The 18,946-nt window shown below is 61.4% G+C and carries 20 protein-coding genes and 1 pseudogene; 14 read left to right on the top strand and 7 right to left on the bottom strand.

From position 1 onward, the window contains the following. The first annotated feature begins 40 nt into the window (after positions 1-40). From N2599_RS02270 to N2599_RS02290, 5 genes and pseudogenes are all read left to right on the top strand, one after another. Complete coding sequence (locus N2599_RS02270) at positions 41-685, top strand: F0F1 ATP synthase subunit B (protein ID WP_027507790.1); 645 nt, start codon at positions 41-43, stop codon at positions 683-685. 3 nt (positions 686-688) lie between these two features. After that, positions 689-1,180, top strand: coding sequence for a F0F1 ATP synthase subunit B (locus N2599_RS02275; RefSeq protein ID WP_027507789.1), 492 nt, complete (start codon positions 689-691; stop codon positions 1,178-1,180). Positions 1,181-1,391: 211 nt separating this feature from the next. Further along, a pseudogene (locus N2599_RS02280) lies at positions 1,392-2,460 on the top strand (IS110 family RNA-guided transposase). Between the two features lie 264 nt (positions 2,461-2,724). After that, the gene (locus tag N2599_RS02285; protein ID WP_027507788.1) at positions 2,725-3,486 is read left to right on the top strand and encodes an aminoglycoside phosphotransferase family protein; all 762 of its coding nucleotides are present in this window, start codon (positions 2,725-2,727) and stop codon (positions 3,484-3,486) included. A 178-nt stretch (positions 3,487-3,664) separates the two neighbouring features. Then, the gene (locus tag N2599_RS02290; protein WP_037140688.1) at positions 3,665-4,108 is read left to right on the top strand and encodes a DUF4168 domain-containing protein; all 444 of its coding nucleotides are present in this window, start codon (positions 3,665-3,667) and stop codon (positions 4,106-4,108) included. Positions 4,109-4,261: 153 nt separating this feature from the next. Here N2599_RS02290 and rnhB read toward each other — a convergent pair whose 3' ends face one another. Both rnhB and N2599_RS02300 read right to left on the bottom strand, forming a co-directional pair. After that, the gene (gene rnhB, locus N2599_RS02295; protein WP_027507786.1) at positions 4,262-4,954 is read right to left on the bottom strand and encodes a ribonuclease HII; all 693 of its coding nucleotides are present in this window, start codon (positions 4,952-4,954) and stop codon (positions 4,262-4,264) included. A 188-nt stretch (positions 4,955-5,142) separates the two neighbouring features. After that, entirely contained in the window at positions 5,143-6,300 is a 1,158-nt protein-coding gene (locus N2599_RS02300; protein WP_027507785.1) for a PA0069 family radical SAM protein, read from the bottom strand. A gap of 138 nt (positions 6,301-6,438) precedes the next feature. On the opposite strand from N2599_RS02300, the gene N2599_RS02305 reads away from it, so the two are divergent. Both N2599_RS02305 and N2599_RS02310 read left to right on the top strand, forming a co-directional pair. Beyond that, a complete protein-coding gene (locus N2599_RS02305; protein WP_027507784.1) occupies positions 6,439-6,957 on the top strand; it encodes a glycosyltransferase family 2 protein in 519 nt (172 codons plus the stop codon). Between the two features lie 185 nt (positions 6,958-7,142). Continuing rightward, positions 7,143-7,457 carry a hypothetical protein gene (locus N2599_RS02310; RefSeq protein WP_027507783.1) on the top strand — a complete coding sequence of 105 codons (315 nt, stop codon included), beginning with the start codon at positions 7,143-7,145 and terminating at the stop codon, positions 7,455-7,457. Positions 7,458-7,501: 44 nt separating this feature from the next. On the opposite strand, the gene moaB is transcribed toward N2599_RS02310, so the two are convergent. From moaB to N2599_RS02330, 4 genes are all read right to left on the bottom strand, one after another. Then, positions 7,502-8,053, bottom strand: a complete 552-nt coding sequence (gene moaB / locus N2599_RS02315; protein WP_027507782.1) for a molybdenum cofactor biosynthesis protein B — start codon at positions 8,051-8,053, stop codon at positions 7,502-7,504. Further along, on the bottom strand, positions 8,053-8,940 hold the full coding sequence (locus N2599_RS02320) for a 4-(cytidine 5'-diphospho)-2-C-methyl-D-erythritol kinase (RefSeq protein WP_027507781.1): 888 nt from the start codon (positions 8,938-8,940) through the stop codon (positions 8,053-8,055). Before N2599_RS02320 ends, moaB begins: the two co-directional genes overlap by 1 nt. A gap of 6 nt (positions 8,941-8,946) precedes the next feature. Then, complete coding sequence (locus tag N2599_RS02325) at positions 8,947-10,779, bottom strand: tetratricopeptide repeat protein (RefSeq protein ID WP_027507780.1); 1,833 nt, start codon at positions 10,777-10,779, stop codon at positions 8,947-8,949. Between the two features lie 132 nt (positions 10,780-10,911). Then, positions 10,912-11,928 (bottom strand): polyprenyl synthetase family protein, encoded by a 1,017-nt coding sequence (locus tag N2599_RS02330; protein ID WP_027507779.1) that lies wholly within the window; start codon positions 11,926-11,928, stop codon positions 10,912-10,914. Between the two features lie 108 nt (positions 11,929-12,036). Here N2599_RS02330 and N2599_RS02335 point away from each other — a divergent pair, with 108 nt between their 5' ends. Both N2599_RS02335 and N2599_RS02340 read left to right on the top strand, forming a co-directional pair. Then, entirely contained in the window at positions 12,037-12,264 is a 228-nt protein-coding gene (locus N2599_RS02335) for a putative signal transducing protein (RefSeq protein WP_027507778.1), read from the top strand. Between the two features lie 7 nt (positions 12,265-12,271). Continuing rightward, a complete protein-coding gene (locus tag N2599_RS02340; RefSeq protein ID WP_027507777.1) occupies positions 12,272-13,063 on the top strand; it encodes a tRNA1(Val) (adenine(37)-N6)-methyltransferase in 792 nt (263 codons plus the stop codon). Here N2599_RS02340 and N2599_RS02345 read toward each other — a convergent pair. After that, entirely contained in the window at positions 13,041-14,381 is a 1,341-nt protein-coding gene (locus N2599_RS02345) for an Nramp family divalent metal transporter (protein ID WP_027507776.1), read from the bottom strand. The genes N2599_RS02340 and N2599_RS02345 overlap by 23 nt on opposite strands. 164 nt (positions 14,382-14,545) lie before the next feature. Between N2599_RS02345 and N2599_RS02350 the strand changes: the two genes are divergently transcribed. From N2599_RS02350 to N2599_RS02370, 5 genes are all read left to right on the top strand, one after another. After that, positions 14,546-15,406, top strand: coding sequence for a S49 family peptidase (locus tag N2599_RS02350; RefSeq protein WP_027507775.1), 861 nt, complete (start codon positions 14,546-14,548; stop codon positions 15,404-15,406). Between the two features lie 18 nt (positions 15,407-15,424). Next, entirely contained in the window at positions 15,425-15,616 is a 192-nt protein-coding gene (locus N2599_RS02355; protein WP_027507774.1) for a membrane protein, read from the top strand. 95 nt (positions 15,617-15,711) lie between these two features. After that, positions 15,712-16,671, top strand: a complete 960-nt coding sequence (locus N2599_RS02360) for a glycine--tRNA ligase subunit alpha (RefSeq protein WP_027507773.1) — start codon at positions 15,712-15,714, stop codon at positions 16,669-16,671. A gap of 332 nt (positions 16,672-17,003) precedes the next feature. Next, positions 17,004-17,555 carry a LemA family protein gene (locus N2599_RS02365; protein WP_027507772.1) on the top strand — a complete coding sequence of 184 codons (552 nt, stop codon included), beginning with the start codon at positions 17,004-17,006 and terminating at the stop codon, positions 17,553-17,555. A 92-nt stretch (positions 17,556-17,647) separates the two neighbouring features. Continuing rightward, entirely contained in the window at positions 17,648-18,910 is a 1,263-nt protein-coding gene (locus tag N2599_RS02370; protein ID WP_027507771.1) for a 3-phosphoshikimate 1-carboxyvinyltransferase, read from the top strand. The last annotated feature ends 36 nt before the right edge of the window (positions 18,911-18,946 follow it).

Consider the following 18,946-nt stretch of genomic DNA (forward strand, 5'->3'; position numbering starts at 1 on the left):
GCCGTGATCCTTTGTATTTGCAGTACACCTGGAGGTGAGCATGTTTTTTGTGACCCCGGCCTATGCTCAAGAAGCTCCGGCGGGAACGGCAGAACCGGGTGCAGCGCCCGCGACGGACCCGCATGCCGCTCCGGCGCCCGGCTCGGTCCATACCGAGACCGGCGTTCCCAGTGGCGAGCATGGCGGCGGCGGCGTTTTCCCGCCTTTCGATTCGTCGACTTACGCGTCCCAGCTTCTCTGGTTGGCGATCACCTTCGCCATTTTCTTCTTGCTCATGCAAAAGGTCATCACGCCGCGCATCGGCGGTATCCTGGAGCAGCGCCACAAGCGCATCTCGCAGGATCTCGACGAGGCAAGCCGCCTGAAGGCGGAAGCCGATGCGGATGTTGCAGCCTATGAAGCTGAACTCGCTGCGGCCCGGGCCAAGGCGAACTCGATCGGCTCGGCCGCTCGCGACGCCGCCAAGGCCAAGGCCGAAGACGATCGCCGCGCCGTCGAAGCCAGCCTCTCCGAGAAGCTGAAGGCTGCCGAAGGCCGCATCGGCGAGATCAAGGCCAAGGCCTTTGCAGACGTCGGCGCAATTGCCGAGGATACGGCCGCTGCCGTTATCGAACAGCTGATCGGCGGCACAACCGCCAAGACCGATGTTGCTGCTGCTGTCGCAGCCGCCAAGAAGGAGGCTTGATCGATGGAATTTGCTTTTGATGCAACTTTCTTCGCCTTTGTCGGCCTCGTCCTGTTCCTGGCCCTCGTCGTCTACCTGAAGGTTCCGGGCATGATGGCAAAGTCGCTCGACGACCGCGCCGATCAGATCCGTAACGAGTTGGCCGAAGCCAAGCGTCTGCGCGAGGAGGCCCAGCATCTGCTGGCCGAATACCAGCGCAAGCGCAAGGAAGCCGAAGCGGAGGCTGCGCATATCGTCGCCGCCGCCGAGCGCGAAGCCGAGATGCTGACCGCCGAAGCGAAGAAGAAGACGGAGGAGTTCGTCGTCAACCGCACGGCCCTTTCGGAACAGAAGATCAAGCAGGCGGAAGTCGATGCGATGAAGGCTGTCCGTTCGGCCGCCGTCGATCTGGCGATTGCCGCGGCCGAAACGGTCCTCGCGAAGAAGGCCGACGGCAAGGTCCAGGCCGACCTCTTCAAGGGTGCCGTCGGCGAAGTGAAGACACGCTTGAACTAAGCACTCTTTTCATGTTGATCTGGAAAAGCCCCGGCAACGGGGCTTTTTTATTGGCGGCGGTGCAGCTGCCAGGGAGATGGCATGAAAGAGGCCGCGCCCGCTGAGAGACCGGATCACTGAGATGCAGGTGATGATCGAGGGACAGTCACACTTCGAGCCTTTCGGCTTATCCTATTGGGGTTTCGAAGATCTCAATAAGGGAGTTGGAAGCATGACTGCCTCTTATGAATACCATATCCGCGTCGACTACCACAAATCCTATAGCCACCTGGTGGTTCAGGACAGCAGCGGCAAGACGCTACGATCCGGCCGGGTGAAGAACGATCGCCAGTTGCTCGGCGGGTTTCTCGAACGCTACCGAGAGAACTCGCATGCGGTTGTCGAGGCGACCCGCAACTGGATGGTGATGTACGACTGGCTCGACGACATTTGTGATGATGTCGTTCTCGCCCATCCGTTGAAGGTCAAGGCGATTGCCGACGCCAAGATCAAGACCGACAAGATCGATGCGACGGTGCTGGCGCATCTGCTGCGGGCCGATCTGGTGCCGGAGGCCTGGGCCGCCGAACCACAAGGCCCGCGAACTGCGGGTCGCCCTGCGCGAGCGGATGTTTTACGTGCGGCTGCGCACGATGACGAAGAACCGCATCGTCACGGTGTTCGATCGCTATCCGGAGCAGACGGCGCAGCTGGAGAAGCTCGGCGACCTGTTCGGCAAGGCCGGCCGCGTCCAGCTGGCGCAGGTCAACGTCTCAGAGATCGACCGCGTCCAGATCGACCGTGGCCTTGAGTTCATCGACGACATCAACGCACGGATCAAGCAGTCAGAGGCGACGATCCGGGCGATGACCAAGGCCAATGCTAATGTCAAGCTGTTGAAGACGATCCCCGGCATCGGCGAGTTCTTCGCCCGACTGATCGATGCAGAGATCGATGATATCGGCCGCTTCCGCAATGCCAAAAAATTTGCCGCCTATGCCGGGCTGGTGCCGTCGACCTATTCCTCCGGCGGCAAGACCTTCCACGGCAAGATCATCAAGCAGGGCAACAAGTGGCTGCGCTGGGCTTTCGTCGAGGCGGTGACCCCGGCCATTGCCAGCGATCCGCAGCTTCGCGCCCAATACGAGCATCTGAAGTTCAGAGGTGTAAACAAGGCGCGCGTTGCCATCGCGCGCAAGCTTTTGACGATCGCCTTCCAGATCCTGCGTGACCAGCGCGCTTACGAGCGGCGCGGCGAAAGCCCCATGGAAGGCGCGTCGACGAGATCCCGGTTGTCCTGATCGGCAGCTAGCGAGCCCGGCAGGTCTGGGCTGCGCTCCTTCGAGAATGGGAAACCGGGAGCCGAACGCCACTCTGTGACCAAAGCTAAGGCATCAGGTCACGCATTGGAGAATGGTTCAAGAACCGAACGGCAGATGCCCTGTCGCACGGAAGGAAGAGATTTACTCGATCGGTCAAAAGGCCGGTCAAAACATAACAGAACCCAAGGAAAAGCCGCCAAACGGTGGTGTTTTACCCCTTGCGTTCTTTCATTGGAGTTGCCGATGCCGACGGATGAGACGGGTCCCGGACCGATCTTGCGTGACGGGCTTGTATGGCGTGCCACGCGTCCATGGACTACGAATGTGCACGCTTTGCTTGAGCACGTGGAGCAGGGCGGCTTCGATGCTGCGCCCCGATCGGCGGGCTATGACGAGAATTTCGAGCGCGTGACTTTTATCGAGGGTGAGAGCGGCGACCTCGATAATCTCCAAATGCGTTCGGTCACGGTACTGACTTCTGCGGCGCGATTGCTGCGCATCTACCACGATTGCTCGGCGTCCTTTCAGCCGCTCGCCGAAGGCATCTGGCAGCTGAAGCCGCAGCCGCCGTTTGAAGTCATCTGTCACGGCGATTTTGCACCGTACAACGTTGTCATACATGCTGGCAAAGCGATAGGCATCATCGATTTCGAGGCTGCACATCCCGGCCCAAGAACCTGGGATATCGCTTATGCCGTCTATCGGTGGGCGCCTCTGTCGAGGCATATCGCGGCAGAGCGCATCGTCACGATAGAAGAGCAGATCAGCCGGGCGCGGGACTTCCTCGACACTTACGGCCTACCAGCCGATCAGCGCGCCGCTTTGCCCGATCTTGTCATTGCGCGTTTGAAGGGGCTCGTCGCTTTCATGGAAGCGGAGGCAGCGCAGGGATCGGAAAAATACCGTAGGGATATCGAGCAGGGCCATCATCGGCTTTATCGCGATGATGTCGGCTACATCCGTGTGCATCGGGATCAAATCGCGGCCGGACTCATGGCCACTTGATTGGGCGGGCAGCAAGCCGAATCGGCAAAGCCTGCCATAAAGCTGCCGCTCGATGGTCGGCAGATCGCCTTGCTATTGCCACACCGAAAACGTCTGAGAGTCACACTGTCGCCGGATCGTTCCTCAACCCTAACCGGCGGCCAAGGCAGTATGCCGTCGTCCACGCCATCACAGAGGAATGAATATGATCACTCGATATACCCCTGTTGCATCGTTGACCGCTGCAGCTCTCAGCTTGATGTTTCTCAGCAACCCTGCCTCCGCACAGCAGGCTGCTCCGGAGCAGCCGGCCCAACAAGGACAAACAGGAAGCCAAGGTGCACCCGCGGCCGTCAGCGATCAGAAGATCGAGGCCTTTGCGGTCGCCTATCTCCAGGTCGACAAGGTTCGGCAGGAATACTCGGCCAAGATCGGAGCAACACAGGACACGGCAGCGAAGCAACAGCTGCAGACCGAGGCCAGCAAGCAAATGGTTCAGGCCGTGGAAGCCTCCCCGATATCACTGGATGAATATAACTCAATTCTAACCGCCGCGCAGAAGGATCCGGCGCTCGTGAAGAGAGTTCAGGATAAGCTTCAGGAATCCGCGCCCGCACAGCAGCCGCCCGCGACGCAGCAGTAAGCTGTGCGCCGGGACTGCACCTGAGTCGGTGCGGTTACTGGTTCCATTGAAGCGGCCTGAATGGCCGCTTCAATCATCACGGTGAGCGGAAGATGCCGCTTCTTGAAGCCGGACGCAGGTTTCTGTCGCAAGCCAGTTCCGCACTGGCAGCAGTTACTCCTCCAACATTTCGTCCATCATGGCGCCTTCGGTGCCGTTCTTCTTCAACGGCCGGAAGCTCATGCGGTGCAGCGAGCAGGGGCCATGCTGCTCGATCCCGGCGCGGTGCTGCGCCGTGCCATAGCCTACATGCGCGGCAAAGCCGTAGTCGGGAAAGACGAGATGTACGCGCGCCATCATCCGGTCACGCGTCACCTTGGCAACGATCGAGGCCGCGGCGATCGAGACCGAGCGCGCGTCGCCCTTGACGACGGCCTGCCCTGGGCACTCGAGGCCCGGCGGCACGTCGAGGCCGTCGGTCAGCACATAGCTTGCGGGGATAGCAAGGCCGCAGATCGCCCGGCGCATGGCGTCTAGGCTCGCCTTGCGGATATCCGTGAGGTCGATGCGGGTGGAGCTGGACGACGCGATGGAAACCGTCGCGGTTGCGAGGATCTGGACGAAGAGCTCTTCACGCCGCTGCGCCGAAAGCTGCTTGGAATCGTTCAGCCCGTCCGGGATACGCCTGGGATCGAGGATGACGGCGGCGGCGACGACAGGCCCGGCCAGAGGGCCGCGCCCTGCTTCATCGGCGCCTGCGACCGGCCAGTGGCCGGCCTTTCGCGCCTTCAATTCCAGCTTGAAGTCCGGAACGAGCGGCACCTCTTCGAAAAGCAGAGGAGAATCGGGTGGCGTGCGAGGTTTCATGCGGCTGAACCTCGCACACCAACCCGATTTCCTGCAAGCCCCCGGATCAGGGCGGCGTACGGGGGGCTTAGACCGCAAACGGGCAGGGGAGCCGTTCGCGGCTGCAAGAGGCCAGGGCGGCGGCCTCCTGCGGGGGGTAACTCGTTATGCTGGGCGATCTGAGGGAACGCCGGCGGTCGGACGGGCGGCTAAAGCAGCGAAAGCTGCACGCCGCTGCCGTCCGGTGGTACGAAGAGATCATCGCGAAGCGGCATGCTGCGCCTCGTCATGCCGAGCCTTTTCGTCGCCATCTCGAAGCGCCGGGCGATCTGCCAGGCATAGGGGCCGACGCCTTTCATGCGCTTGCCGAAGTCCGCGTCATAGTCCTTGCCGCCGCGCATTGAGCGCACCAGCGACATGACGTGCCGGTAGCGGTCCGGATAGTTCTGTAGCAGCCAATCACGGAAGAGCGGAGCGACTTCCAGCGGCAGACGCAGGATGACGTAGCCCGCCTCTAGCGCACCGGCAGCTTTCGCCGCGTCGAGAATGCGTTCCAGCTCGTGATCGTTGAGCGCGGGGATCATGGGGGCGGCCATCACCGAGGTCGGAATGCCCGCTTCGCTCAGGGCCTGGATTGCCTCCAGGCGCCGCGGCGGCGTTGCTGCGCGCGGTTCCATCGTGCGCGCGAGCTTGCGGTCGAGCGTGGTCAGTGAAAGTGATGCGCGCACAATGCCCTTGGCAGCCATCTCCTTGAGAATATCGATGTCTCGCAGGATCAGCGCCGACTTTGTGACGATCGAGACTGGATGATTCGCCTTGTTCAGCACCTCGAGGATCTGCCGCATGATGCGCCATTCCTTCTCGATCGGCTGATATGGATCGGTATTGGTGCCGATCGCGATCACCCGCGGCTTGTAGCCAGGCTTCGCAAGCTCCCGCTCCAGAAGCTTGGGCGCATCCGGCTTGGCGAACAGCCTGGCTTCGAAATCAAGGCCCGCCGAAAGGCCCATATAGGCGTGCGTCGGCCGGGCGAAGCAGTAAATGCAGCCATGCTCGCAGCCGCGATAGGGATTGATCGAACGGTCGAAGGGAATGTCCGGCGACTCATTGCGAGTAATTGCCGTGCGCGGCTTTTCGATCTGCACTTCGGTCTTGAACGGCGGCAGTTCTTCCAGCGTTTGCCAGCCGTCGTCGAAAGTCTCGCGGCGCGTCGGCTCGAAGCGCCCACTGGGGTTCAGTCCGGCCGCACGGCCGCGGCGCCGGTCGACCTCGATGCGAAGGCCGGAAGAGGTGATCATCGCTTCGGCAACATCCGCCGTATTGGCAGGCGCAAACGCGGCCTGCCCTGCAAGGGACTGTTTGTTCATCGGATTCTCCCGCGACCAAGGCCATTGCCTTCGTCCGTCTCGATGATTAAATTCCTATCGTGGAAATGAGAACAATGCAAGAACAAAATGAGGAAAGTGGCGCTGGCAAATTTTTGTGCGGCGCTTTATAAACAGGCAATGTTGACGGTCGTTCTTGAGTGCCAGGATCAGGAACCCGAGCTGGCGCAGACTTTATCGGTGCTGGTGGCGGGTGCAGTCGAAGGGCTTGTAAGCGACGTGGTCGTGCTCGACCACGGCTCGCGCGATGGCACGTCCAGCGTGGCCGATGCGGCTGGATGCCGGTTCCATTCACAGTGGGATATCAAAGACATATTGCGCTCGGCCCGCGGCGAGTGGCTGCTTTTCGTGGAGCCCGGCGCGCGGCCGCAGACCGGCTGGATAGATGAGATCGCCGAATATGTCGCCCTGAACAAGGTGCCGGCGCGCTTCACCGCCTCGCGCGGATACAGACGCCCGTTCTTTCAGAGGGTCGGCCGTTCGCCGCCGCCTCTGGAACTCGGTCTTCTCCTGCCGAAGAAGCAGGCGATCGCCGCCGCAAGAAGCGGAATGCGCCTTTCGGAATTCGCAACGGGACAGAAGCTGCGCAAGCTTTCCAGCGAGCTGATTCCTTCCTGGGTCGCCCGCGCCGCACGGTAGTCATTGCCGTTTCGATGAATGCGCAAAAAAATGGCGCCCGATACGATTTCGCGCTATAATTTGCTCGTGGCGCCGCCCGAGCGCGCCGCTTTATGGCGGTCGACCATGGAATGCCGGTAGACGGCAGAACAGGTCACAGCGGAAGTCTCCTCTTCTGCCGGTTTTCCGGTGGAAGGAGGTGCGTCATGAAACGCAATATGATCCGCGGCCCGCTCGCCCTCATATTGACGACATTGATCATCGCGCATCCGCATTCGGCAGCATCGCAGATGATGCGCAGTTGCGCAGGCCGATCCGAAGTCGTCAGTTTCCTGGACAAGAACTTTGCCGAAAAGCTCACGGCAGTCGGTCTGATCAACCAGAACGCCATTCTTGAAGTCTATGCCGCCGAAAGCGGTACCTGGACGCTCATCATAACGGACGTTCACGGCGTCAGCTGCTTGCTGCTGTCGGGTGATAGCTGGGAAACGATACCCGCTCTGCCGGGCCTGCATACATAGCGAACGCAAGTGTTGCCCTTGGCGCGGCGAGGGCAATGCTTTTTCTATTTCGCCGCACCGCGCCTCAGATGCTCATCGAGCCGCGGCATGATCTCCACGAAATTACAGGGCATGTGGCGGTAGTCCAACTGCGCCTTCAAGATGCCGTCCCAGGCATCCTTGCAGGCGCCGGGCGAGCCGGGCAGTACGAAGATGAAGGTCGCCTTGGCGACCCCCGCCGTCGCCCGCGATTGGATCGTCGAGGTACCGATCTTGTCATAGGAAATGCGGTGGAAGACCTCCGAGAAGCCGTCCATGCGCTTCTCGAACAGCGGCTCCAGCGCTTCGGGCGTCACGTCGCGGCCCGTGAAGCCGGTGCCGCCGGTGGTGATCACGACGTCGATGCCGTCGGTCTCCGTCCAGGCGTTGACCCGGGCCGCGATGGCTGCCTTGTCGTCGCGCACGATGGCGCGGTCCATCAGCCTGTGGCCGGCCGCGGCGATCCGCGCCACAAGCGTGTCGCCGGATTTGTCGTTCTCCAGCGTGCGCGTGTCCGAAACGGTCAGCACGGCAATGCCGACAGGAATGAACGGCCGCTGTTCATCGATACCTGCCATCACCTGCCTCCCGAGAGCGTTTCCGTCGCCTGGAAATACCAGTCCGGCCGTTCGCTGTGAAGCTTTGCCGCGGCAGCCTCAGCCGCTTTAGTTGAGCCGAAAATGCCGAAGCACGTCGCACCGGAGCCGGACATGCGGACAAGTCTTGCGCCTGCGCTCTTCAATGCCGCTGAGACGTCTTCGATCTCGGGAACAAGTTCGCGGGCCGGCGGCTCGAGATCGTTCCGGCTGGCCTCGATCGCCGCCAGCCAGTCGCCGCCGCGCAGGGCAAGCGGTGGATTGTTCTTCGCCGTCAGCAGCCGGAATATTTCGGGCGTCGAGACCGCCTTCAGCGGATTGGCAAGCACGATCGCCAAGGAGGGCAGCGAAACGGGTTCGATCTCTTCGCCGATCCCGCGCGCAATCAGCGGCCGGTTTGCAAGGCACATGGGAACGTCGGCGCCGAGCCCAAGAGCGATGGCCGACAGCCTACCGCCGGGCAGGCGGAGGTTCCAAAGCCGCATGAGGCCGCGAAGGGCGGCTGCCGCATCCGCGGAGCCGCCGCCGATACCGGAGGCGATCGGCAGGTTCTTTTCGAGATGGATATGAACCGGCGGTGCATGGTCGCCCTGCGCCAGCGCTGCCTGCCGAAGCATGTCGCGTGCCTTGAGCACCAGATTGCTGCGCGAATCGATGCCGAGAGCGGAACCGAACCGTCCGCTGATCGTGAATCCGTCCGACGGCGAAGTGCAAAAGCCCAGCCTGTCACCATGGCCGGCAAAGGTCACCAGCATGTCCAGCAGGTGATAGCCATCGGCTCTCTGGCCCGTCACATGCAGGGCCAGATTGATTTTCGCAAGAGCATCTTCGGTAACCGCGAAGCCGGTGCTCATGCCCGCATCAGGCATGGCTCGTCAGGACTTCTTATCGGCCGGCGGCGGCGTAACAGGCGCCGGATCCGGCTGCTTCTTGTCCGCAGCCTTGGCGTCGTCGTTTTGCGTCGTCAGGCCGTTGGCGATCTTGTCCTTGATCCTCGGAATCTCACTCTCTTCCGGCTCCGAGCCCAGCGCCCGGTTCCACTGATAGACGGCCTCGAGCTTGCGTCCAACGCGCCAGTAGGCGTCGCCCAAATGGTCGTTGATCGTCGCGTCGCCAGCCTTGATCTCGGCGGCCTTCTCCAGTTCGGCAACGGCATCGTCGTAGCGGTTCAGGCGGTAATAGGCCCAGCCGAGCGAGTCGATGATGTAGCCGTCGTCCGGACGCAGGTCGACGGCCTTCTTGATCATCGTCAGGCCTTCGTCGAGGTTGCGGTTCATGTCGATCCAGGAATAGCCGAGATAGTTCAGAACCTGCGGCTGATCCGGGTTGAGGTCGAGCGCTTTGCGGAAGTTCGGCTCCGCCTGGTCCCACTTCTTCAGGCGTTCATAGGCGATGCCGCGCTGGAAGAAGACCGTCCAGTCGGCGCGGCGCGGCAGCGGGCCGATCACCTCCGCCGCCTTGTCGTAGTTCTCCGCCATTTCCGCGTAGTCCTTGGCGTCGGAAAGCACGCTGCCATAAGCGAGATAGGAGCGGACGTCTTTCGGGTCGGAATCGATCAGCGCCTTGAGATGCTTGCGGGCCTCGTCCGTTTTGCCGCCCTGTGCCAAGGCAAGGCCGAGCTGAAGCTCCGAGATGCGGCGCATCGGCGAGTTTTCCGGCACGCGCCTATAGAATTCGATTGCGCGGTCCGTCTGCTCCTGTTTTTCGGCGATGCCGCCGAGGAGGACCAGCGTATCGGCGCTTTTCGGGTCAAGCGTATTGGCGGTCTGCAGATAGAGCGAGACGATGTCCTCGGCGCCGTCGCGGTTCAGCGCGCTGCCGATAGAGAAAAGCACGGCGGCAGCACCCTGGGCTGCGGTGCGCACCTGCTGTTCCGGCTTTTCGCCCTTCTCGATGCTCTGGCGCAGCGCATTCAGCGGAGCATAGTTGGGCAGCATGTTGTCGCCGACCGAGATCGCGTCGAGTGCCTTCTGCTTGTTGCCCTGCGATGCTTCGAGGCGGGCAAGCGCCATGACCGAGCGCATGAAGGTATCGGGCGCGGTCGCGCCGCCGTCCTTGTCCAGAACCGCGTCGTTCAGATGCTTGCGCGCGGCCGTCACATTGCCGGTCACAATCGCAATCGCGCCCGCATGATAGTTCTGGAAGATGCCGAACCATTCCGGGCCCTTCATCTTCTCGACCATCGACAGCGCTTCCTTGTTCCGGCCGGCGCCGGCGCGCGCCCAGGCGAGCAACAGGTCGTTCATCATGCGGTCGAGGTCGTTCGGGCCGTCATATTTCAGGATCGCTTCGGCGGTCTTGAACTCGCCGCGGCGCATCGCATCCATGCTGCGCACGACGGTGGTGATGCGCTCGACGGACGGGTCCTTCTTCAGGTCGTTGGCATATTTCACGCCATCTTCGATGTTGCCGTTCAAAAGCAGCGAGATCATCAGGCGCTGGCGGATCTCCGGGTTGCCCGGTTCGATCTGCAGGGCCTTCTTGTAGAGCTCGATCGCCGTCTTGTAATCATGGTCGACATCGGCCGTGCGGGCAGCGAGGAATGCGCCTGCGAAAGTACCGACCGTATCCGGGTCGAAGATCACGTTCTTGCTGGCATCATCCGTCTTGGCCGCTTCTTCGGCATTCACGCCACCAAGCGCGCCGAGCGAAAGGACCGCTGCAAGGGCTGCGCTCGAAAGAAGACGGATGGCATATCTCTGCCGCATTAGAAAACCTTTCATCAGGGCAACCGATTCATCCGGCCGGCTGCGAAATCAGTTGTTATGACTGATTCACAATAGGATGGCTTTTTTGAAGCGGCCCCGCAAGAAAATCAGCCCGCGATCAAGGACCTTTGATCAGTTGACCCGCTCGATGCAGAAGTCGATCACTTCCATGAGGGCCGATTTCCAGGCTGTTTCGGGAAGCGGCGCCAGTGCGTCGCGGGCGATCGTGCCATAATGGACCGCCCGGGCAATCGTGTCGCTCAGCGTGCCGTATTTAGTAATGAGGCCGAGGGCTTTTTCCAGGTTGGCATCCGTGCTGTCGCCGCCCTCGATTGCATCGCGCCAAAAGGCCCGCTCGACCTGCGTTCCACGGCGATAGGCAAGGATGACCGGAAGCGTGATCTTGCCTTCGCGGAAGTCGTCGCCGACATTCTTGCCGAGATCCGCAGCCTTGCCGCCATAGTCCAGCGCGTCATCGACGAGCTGGAAGGCAAGGCCGAGGTTCATGCCGTAGGATTTCATCGCGTTGCGGCCGGATTTGCCGGCGTCCGCGACGATCGGGCCGACTTCGGCAGCAGCGGCAAACAGTGCTGCCGTCTTGGCGCGGATGACGGAAAGATAGTCGTCCTCCGTCGTCTCCATGTTCTTGGCGACGGAAAGCTGCAGCACCTCGCCTTCTGCGATGACGCAGGCGGCGGACGAAAGGACGTCGAGCGCATCCAGCGAGCCGACATCCACCATCATGCGGAAGGCTTGGCCGAGCAGGAAGTCGCCGACGAGAACGCTTGCCTGGTTGCCCCAGATCGTGCGCGCTGTCGATTTGCCGCGGCGAAGATCGCTTTCATCAACGACGTCGTCATGCAGCAGCGTTGCCGTGTGCATGAACTCGACGCTGGTTGCGAGCTTGACGTGGTTCTCGCCCCTGTAGTCGAAGAGACAGGCCGAGGCGAGCGTCAGCATCGGGCGCAGGCGCTTGCCGCCGGAAGAGATCAGGTGGTTTGCGACCTCCGGGATCATCTGCACGTTGGAACCGGCCTTCGAAAGGATAAGCTGGTTGACCCGCTCCATGTCCGCCCGGGTCAAATCGACTAGGGGCTTGACGGATGCCAGTTTGTTTTTGCTTTCTTCAAGCGGTATGACCACGCCCAACGACCCGGACTCCTGTTCATTCTTTGGGATTGACAATAGAAAGGGGCGATTGAAGCGGCAAGGGGTGAATTGTCGCGCAACACAGAATTGAAATGGAAATGACCGCAAATGCATGAACTTATCCGCGCCAATGACCCTGTTCTATTGTCCTATGCGCAGAGTCTGCTGGAGGATGCGGGGATTCATTGCTTTGTCGCGGATCAGGGAATGAGCATTCTCGAAGGCTCGCTCGGCATGCTGCCGCGCCGTCTGCTTGTCGAGGAGGAGCGGGCCGATCAGGCCCGCCGCATCCTGACGGATGCCGGCCTCGCCGGTGAACTCCGCACGTCGAAATGACGCGGCCATGAACGGCGCTTCCGACACGATCGATGCCTTCCATCGCGGCCGCTTCCACGTCGTCCAGCCGAAGGGCAGGGGGCACCGTTCGGGCATGGATGCCATGCTGCTGGCCGCCCTCGTCGCCGACGACCGCTCGATAAAGGTCGCCGATCTCGGTGCTGGCGCCGGTGCTGCAGGGTTAGCCGTGCTTTCCCGGCTGCCGAAGGCGGAAGCTGTGCTGTTCGAGCGCTCTGCGGAAATGGCCGATTACGCCCGGCGCAGCATTGCCTTACCCGAAAACGCCCATATGGCAGGCCGCGTTTCGGTCGTCGAGGCAGATGTCACCTTGACGGCGAAGGCGCGAAACGATGCGGGCCTTGCCGATGAGGTCTTCCATCACGTCATCATGAACCCGCCTTTCAACGACGCAGGCGACCGGCGGACGCCGGATGCCCTGAAGGCCGAGGCGCACGCGATGACGGATGATCTTTTCGAAGGCTGGATTCGTACCGCCTGCGCGATCATGATCCCTGGAGGGCAATTGTCGCTGATTGCGCGGCCGCAATCGATCGCCGAGGTCATCACCGCCTGCGGCCGGCGATTCGGCGGCATAGAGATTACCGCCATCCACCCGCGCGAGGGCGAGAATGCCGTCCGAATCCTGGTGACGGCGATCAAGGGCTCGCGGGCGCGGCTTTCATTGCGCACACCGCTCATCATGCACGAAGAGGGAACACATAAGTTCTCCCCCTTCGTCGATGATCTGAACAATGGCCGCGCGGCCTATGCGAGGCTTAGCCGGTCACGAAATCGATAAGCAGCTTGATATTCAGTCCAGCGATGACGATTGCAATCACGTAGGCAATGGCGCTCAGCCAGCGGGGCGCGACGAGTTCGCCCATCTTTGCCTTGCTGGCGGTGAACATCACCAGCGGGAAGACGGCGAAAGAAAGCTGCAGGCTGAGTACGACCTGCGTCAGGATCAGCAATTGTGCCGTGCCCTGATTGCCGTACCAGATCGTCACGATGGCTGCCGGCACGATCGCGATGGCGCGGGTGATCAGACGACGAACCCATGGCTGGAGTTTGATCTTCAGGAAGCCTTCCATGACGATCTGGCCCGCAAGCGTTGCCGTCACGGTCGAATTCAGGCCGCAGCAGAGCAGCGCGATACCGAAAAGCGTCGGCGCGATCGCAAGCCCAAGCAGCGGTGAGAGCAGCGAATGCGCCTCGCCGAGTTCGACAATATCCGTCCGGCCGTGGGCGTTGAACGCGGCTGCCGCCAGGATCAGGATCGAGGCGTTGATCAGCAGGGCAAAGCAGAGCGCGAAGGTCGAGTCGATCGTCGCATACGTGAGCGCCTCCCGCTTTTCCGGCACGGTATGACCGTAGGCGCGGGTCTGCACGATGCCGGAATGCAGGTAGAGATTATGCGGCATCACGGTCGCGCCGAGAATGCCGAGCGCCAGATAAAGCATTTCCGGATTGCTGATGATTTCCGTCGTCGGGAAGAAGCCCTTGATGACAGCGCCCCACTGCGGATCAGCCAGGAATATCTGCACGCCGAAGCAAAGCGCAATGACGCCGAGCAGCGTGATGATGAAGGCTTCGATCCAGCGGAAGCCGAGCTTTTGCAGATAGAGAATGAGGAAAACGTCGAGTGCCGTGATCAGCACGCCGAGTTCCAGCGGGATCCCGAAAATCAGGTTGAGGCCGATCGCCGTGCCGATCACCTCGGCGATGTCGGTCGCGATGATGGCGATTTCCGCAAAAGCCCAGAGCGGCACGGAAACGAATTTTGGGAAAGCGTCCCGGCAGGCCTGCGCCAGATCGCGGCCGGAGGCGATGGCAAGCCGGGCGCAAAGCGATTGCAGCACGATCGCCATGAGGTTCGAAAGCAACGCGACCGTGAGTAGCGTATAGCCGAATTTCGAGCCGCCGGCGAGTGACGTCGCCCAGTTTCCGGGATCCATATAGCCGACCGCGACCATGTAGCCGGGGCCGGCAAAGGCGGCAATCCGCCGGAGTTTCGATCCCGGGCGGCCTGTTCCTATCGTGCGATAAACGTCTGAAAGCGAGGCTTCTTCGCGGTCGTGCCGCCAACCGCCTTTTGGAGTACGCTTCAAAACATCCATGTGATTTCCGCTTTTGGTGCCAATGTCCGCAATATGCCCGATTAGAATGATAATGCAAGTCATTCGCAAAATGAAAAATCAGATGCACCTTGGGAAGGGGGCCATTGCGTTTGCCGTTCCATTGCATACATGGATTGCGACCTCGAGAGCGAGAAGGATTTGAAATGGCCGGATTTTTGAGAAGACTGGTGCCGAAGCGTTTCCGCAAGGAAGGGGTGGTTATCCCGGTCGTCAGGCTCCAGGGTGCAATCATGAGCGGCGGCGGCCAGTTCCGCCCGATGCTCAATCTCGCCAATGTCGCGCCTGTGCTGGAAAAAGCCTTCTCTGACAAGGATGCTCCTGCTGTCGCCATCGCCGTCAATTCGCCTGGCGGCTCGCCGGTCCAGTCGCGGCTCATCTTCACGCGCATCCGCGAGCTTGCCCGTGAGAAGCAGAAGAAGGTGCTGGTCTTCATCGAAGATGTGGCGGCCTCTGGAGGTTATATGATTGCCCTTGCCGGCGATGAAATCATTGCCGACCCAACCTCTATCGTCGGTTCGATCGGCGTTGTCTCCGGCGGCTTCGGGTTTCCCGAACTCCTCAAGAAGATCGGCGTCGAGCGCCGCGTCTATACCGCCGGTGAAAACAAGGTGATCCTCGATCCCTTCCAGCCTGAAAAGGAGAAGGACATCGAATATCTGAAAAGCCTTCAGCTCGAGATCCACGAGGTCTTCATCGCCATGGTGCGCGAACGCCGCGCCGGCAAATTGAAGGGTGACGAAACCGTCTTTTCCGGCCTATTCTGGAGCGGCACGCGCGGGCTTGAACTTGGCCTCGTCGACAGCCTGGGCGACATGCGCCAGGAGTTGAAAAGGCGCTACGGCCCGAAGACTAGGTTGCAGCTCGTCACCGCCGCCCGCAGCCTTTTTGGCCGGCGGGTGCCAGGTGTATCGCCCATCTCGTTTGATGGCGTGGCAACAGGTTTCGCAGCAGGACTTGTCGAAGCGGCGGAAGAAAGAGCATTGTGGGGCCGCTACGGGCTCTGAGAGGAGAAGCGAAGGGAGATGGCGCAGCTTATAACAATCATAATCCTGGTCGGCGCCGCCTGGTGGCTCTACCGCCGCTTCATCTCCGATGCCAAGCGCCTGCAGGAAAAATCCCGCCGTGCCGAAAAGGAACGCCAGACTGGCGCCGTCGGCACGCTGGTCAAAGACCCGGCGACCGGCGAGTATCGTGTGAAGCGGGAGGATGAGTAGGCTTGGCGTCACGGGCATTTCCGCAAAAGCCTTGACCCCTATCGCCTGCCGTGGCACCTGTCCGCGCACTTTTCGTACGAATTCGGAAGCCGTCCATGTCTGCATCGATCCCCGACCATATGAACCCGAAGCGCTCGTTCCAGGCGCTGATCCTGACGCTTCATAACTACTGGGCGGACAAGGGTTGTGCGGTCCTGCAGCCTTACGACATGGAAGTCGGCGCCGGTACGTTCCATCCGGCGACGACGCTGCGCGCTCTCGGCCCGAAGCCGTGGAAGGCTGCCTATGTCCAGCCGTCGCGCCGCCCTTCGGATGGCCGCTATGGCGAGAACCCGAACCGTCTGCAGCACTATTATCAGTATCAGGTCATCCTGAAGCCGAACCCGCCGAATCTGCAGGAACTCTATCTTGGCTCGTTGGCGGCGATCGGTCTCGATCCGTTGCTGCACGACATTCGCTTTGTCGAGGACGATTGGGAAAGCCCGACGCTTGGCGCCTGGGGGCTTGGGTGGGAGTGCTGGTGCGACGGCATGGAAGTCTCGCAGTTCACCTACTTCCAGCAGGTTTGCGGCATCGAATGCTCGCCGGTCGCCGGCGAGTTGACCTATGGTCTCGAGCGTCTGGCGATGTATGTGCAGGCTGTCGACAACGTCTACGACCTGAATTTCAACGGCCGCGAAGGCGACGAGAAGATCAGCTATGGCGAAGTCTTCCTGCAGGCCGAACAGGAATATTCGCGCCACAACTTTGAGTTCGCCAACACCGAGATGCTGCATCGCCATTTCATCGATGCGGAGAAGGAATGCCAGGCGCTTCTCGCAGCCGGTGCTCCGGGCGACGGCGACAATCAGCGGCTGCATAAATGCGTCTTTCCGGCCTACGACCAATGCATCAAAGCAAGCCACGTCTTCAATCTGCTGGATGCGCGCGGCGTGATCTCGGTCACCGAACGTCAGAGTTACATTCTGCGGGTGCGCACGCTCGCCAAGGCCTGCGGCGAAGCCTTCCTGCTGACGGATGCGGGTGGCGTGAATATCGCGAGCGCCGCCGCCTGAAAATACCGCTCAGTGGCGGTTGTTGGACCGGATAATAACGCGCCGGGGTGCCGGCCGCGGGGTGTTCCGGAAGACGACAAGAGATGCGATCGCCGACAGGCTCAATAAGAAGATTGCTGTGCTCATTGTCTGACTGTTCCTCGTCATGAGTTTCAAGTATGCCGCAACCAGTCGCGTAACAGAAAGATACAGCCCGTTCTCCGCGCGCGATATCGCGAAATTTCACTAGTTATGGTGGAATTTGTCGGAGAAGTAGCGGAAATGCGGGATGACAATCCGGCCGAAGCCGCATAGTCTCCAACCAACATTTGCGCCGTTGCGGGGGATTCGCGATGTATATCCTTCTCGGTGCGATCGCTCTGATCGCGCTTTATCTTGTCTTTGTCTACAACGGTCTCGTCCGCGCTCGGCAGATGGCTGAGGAAGCATGGTCCGGCATTGATGTGCAGCTGAAGCGCCGTGCAGATCTGATCCCGAACCTCATTGAAACGGTCAAGGGTTACGCCACCCACGAAAAGAGCACGCTGGAAGAGGTCGTCGAGCTGCGCAACAAGGCGCAGGCGGTGCCGGCAGGCGATGTTGCGGGCAGGGCGCAGGCGGAAGGCCTTCTCGGCCAGGCGCTAGGCCGCGTTCTGGCGCTGGCGGAAGCCTATCCGGACCTCAAGGCGAACGAAAACTTCTCCGAGCTTCAGGCCTCGCTCGAAACCATGGAGAGCGAAATCCAGATGGCTCGCCGGTATTACAACGGTGCTGCCCGTGATCTCAACGTGAAGGTCGAGAGCTTCCCGTCCAATCTGGTCGCCGGGCAGTTCGGTTTCCAGAAGCGGGAATATTTCGAGATCACCAACGAGGCCGACCGCGCCGTTCCGGCCGTCAAATTCTGATATGGGCGTTTGCCTTTGCGCAAAAGCTGCTATGAGCAGGGCCGGTTAAGGCCGCAGTGCGGCCAGCGCAGTGGACGGAATAGACAGGCGTCATGAGCAAGGACAAGAAACTCAGCATCATCCCGGTTAAGGCGCCGCTCGTTGGGCGCGCCGTGCCGCCCGGTTCGAAGTCGATCACCAACCGCGCATTGCTTCTGGCGGGCCTCGCAAAGGGCACCAGCCGCTTGACCGGCGCCCTGAAGAGCGATGACACGCGCTATATGGCCGATGCCCTGCGCGCCATGGGGGTCTCCATCGATGAGCCGAACGATACCAGCTTCGTTGTCACCGGAAGCGGCAAGCTGCTGCCGCCGAAGGCACCGCTCTTCCTCGGCAATGCGGGCACGGCGACGCGCTTCCTGACGGCCGCTGCGGCGCTCGTTGATGGCACTGTCGTTATCGACGGCGACCAGCATATGCGCAAGCGCCCGATCGGCCCGTTGGTCGACGCGCTGCGGTCGCTCGGCATTGATGCGACGGCCGAAACCGGCTGCCCGCCGGTGGTGGTGAATGGCACCGGCCGCTTCGAGGCGAGCCGAATCGGGATCGATGGCGGTCTCTCCAGCCAGTATGTGTCCGCGCTGCTGATGATGGCGGCCGGCGGCGACCGTCCGGTCGATATCGAACTCCTCGGTGAGGATATCGGCGCACTCGGCTACATCGATCTCACCGCGGCGGCGATGCGCGCCTTCGGCGCAAGTGTCGAGAAGACCAGCCCGGTCGTCTGGCGCGTCGAGCCGACCGGTTACTCCGCAGCCGATTTCGTCATCGAGCCGGATGCGTCGGCTGCAACCTATCTCTGGGCGGCCGAAGTCCTGACCAGCGGCTCCATCGACCTCGGCGTTCCGAATGGCGCTTTCACGCAGCCGGACGCTAAGGCTTACGATATGATCGCCAAATTCCCGCACCTGCCGGCCGAAATCGACGGCTCGCAGATGCAGGATGCTGTCCCGACGCTCGCCGTGCTCGCAGCGTTCAACGGGACGCCCGTCCGCTTCGTCGGCATCGCCAATCTGCGCGTTAAGGAATGCGACCGCATCCGCGCGCTATCGACCGGCCTGACGCAGATCCGCTCGGATCTGGCGCGCGAGGAAGGCGATGATCTCATCGTTCAATCCGATCCGTCGCTGGCCGGAAAGCACCTTCCCGCCGAGATCGACACCTTCGCCGACCACCGCATCGCCATGAGCTTCGCGCTTGCCGGGCTGAAGATCGACGGTATCACGATCCTTAATCCGGATTGCGTCGGCAAGACGTTTCCTGCCTATTGGCGGACGCTGGCGGGACTGGGCGTCAGATATGCGAACGAGGGCTGACATTTTCTGAGGCGGCAGCGCGCCGCCGGCGGGGGC

Source organism: Rhizobium sullae (genome assembly GCF_025200715.1).
Taxonomy (GTDB): Bacteria; Pseudomonadota; Alphaproteobacteria; order Rhizobiales; family Rhizobiaceae; genus Rhizobium; species Rhizobium sullae.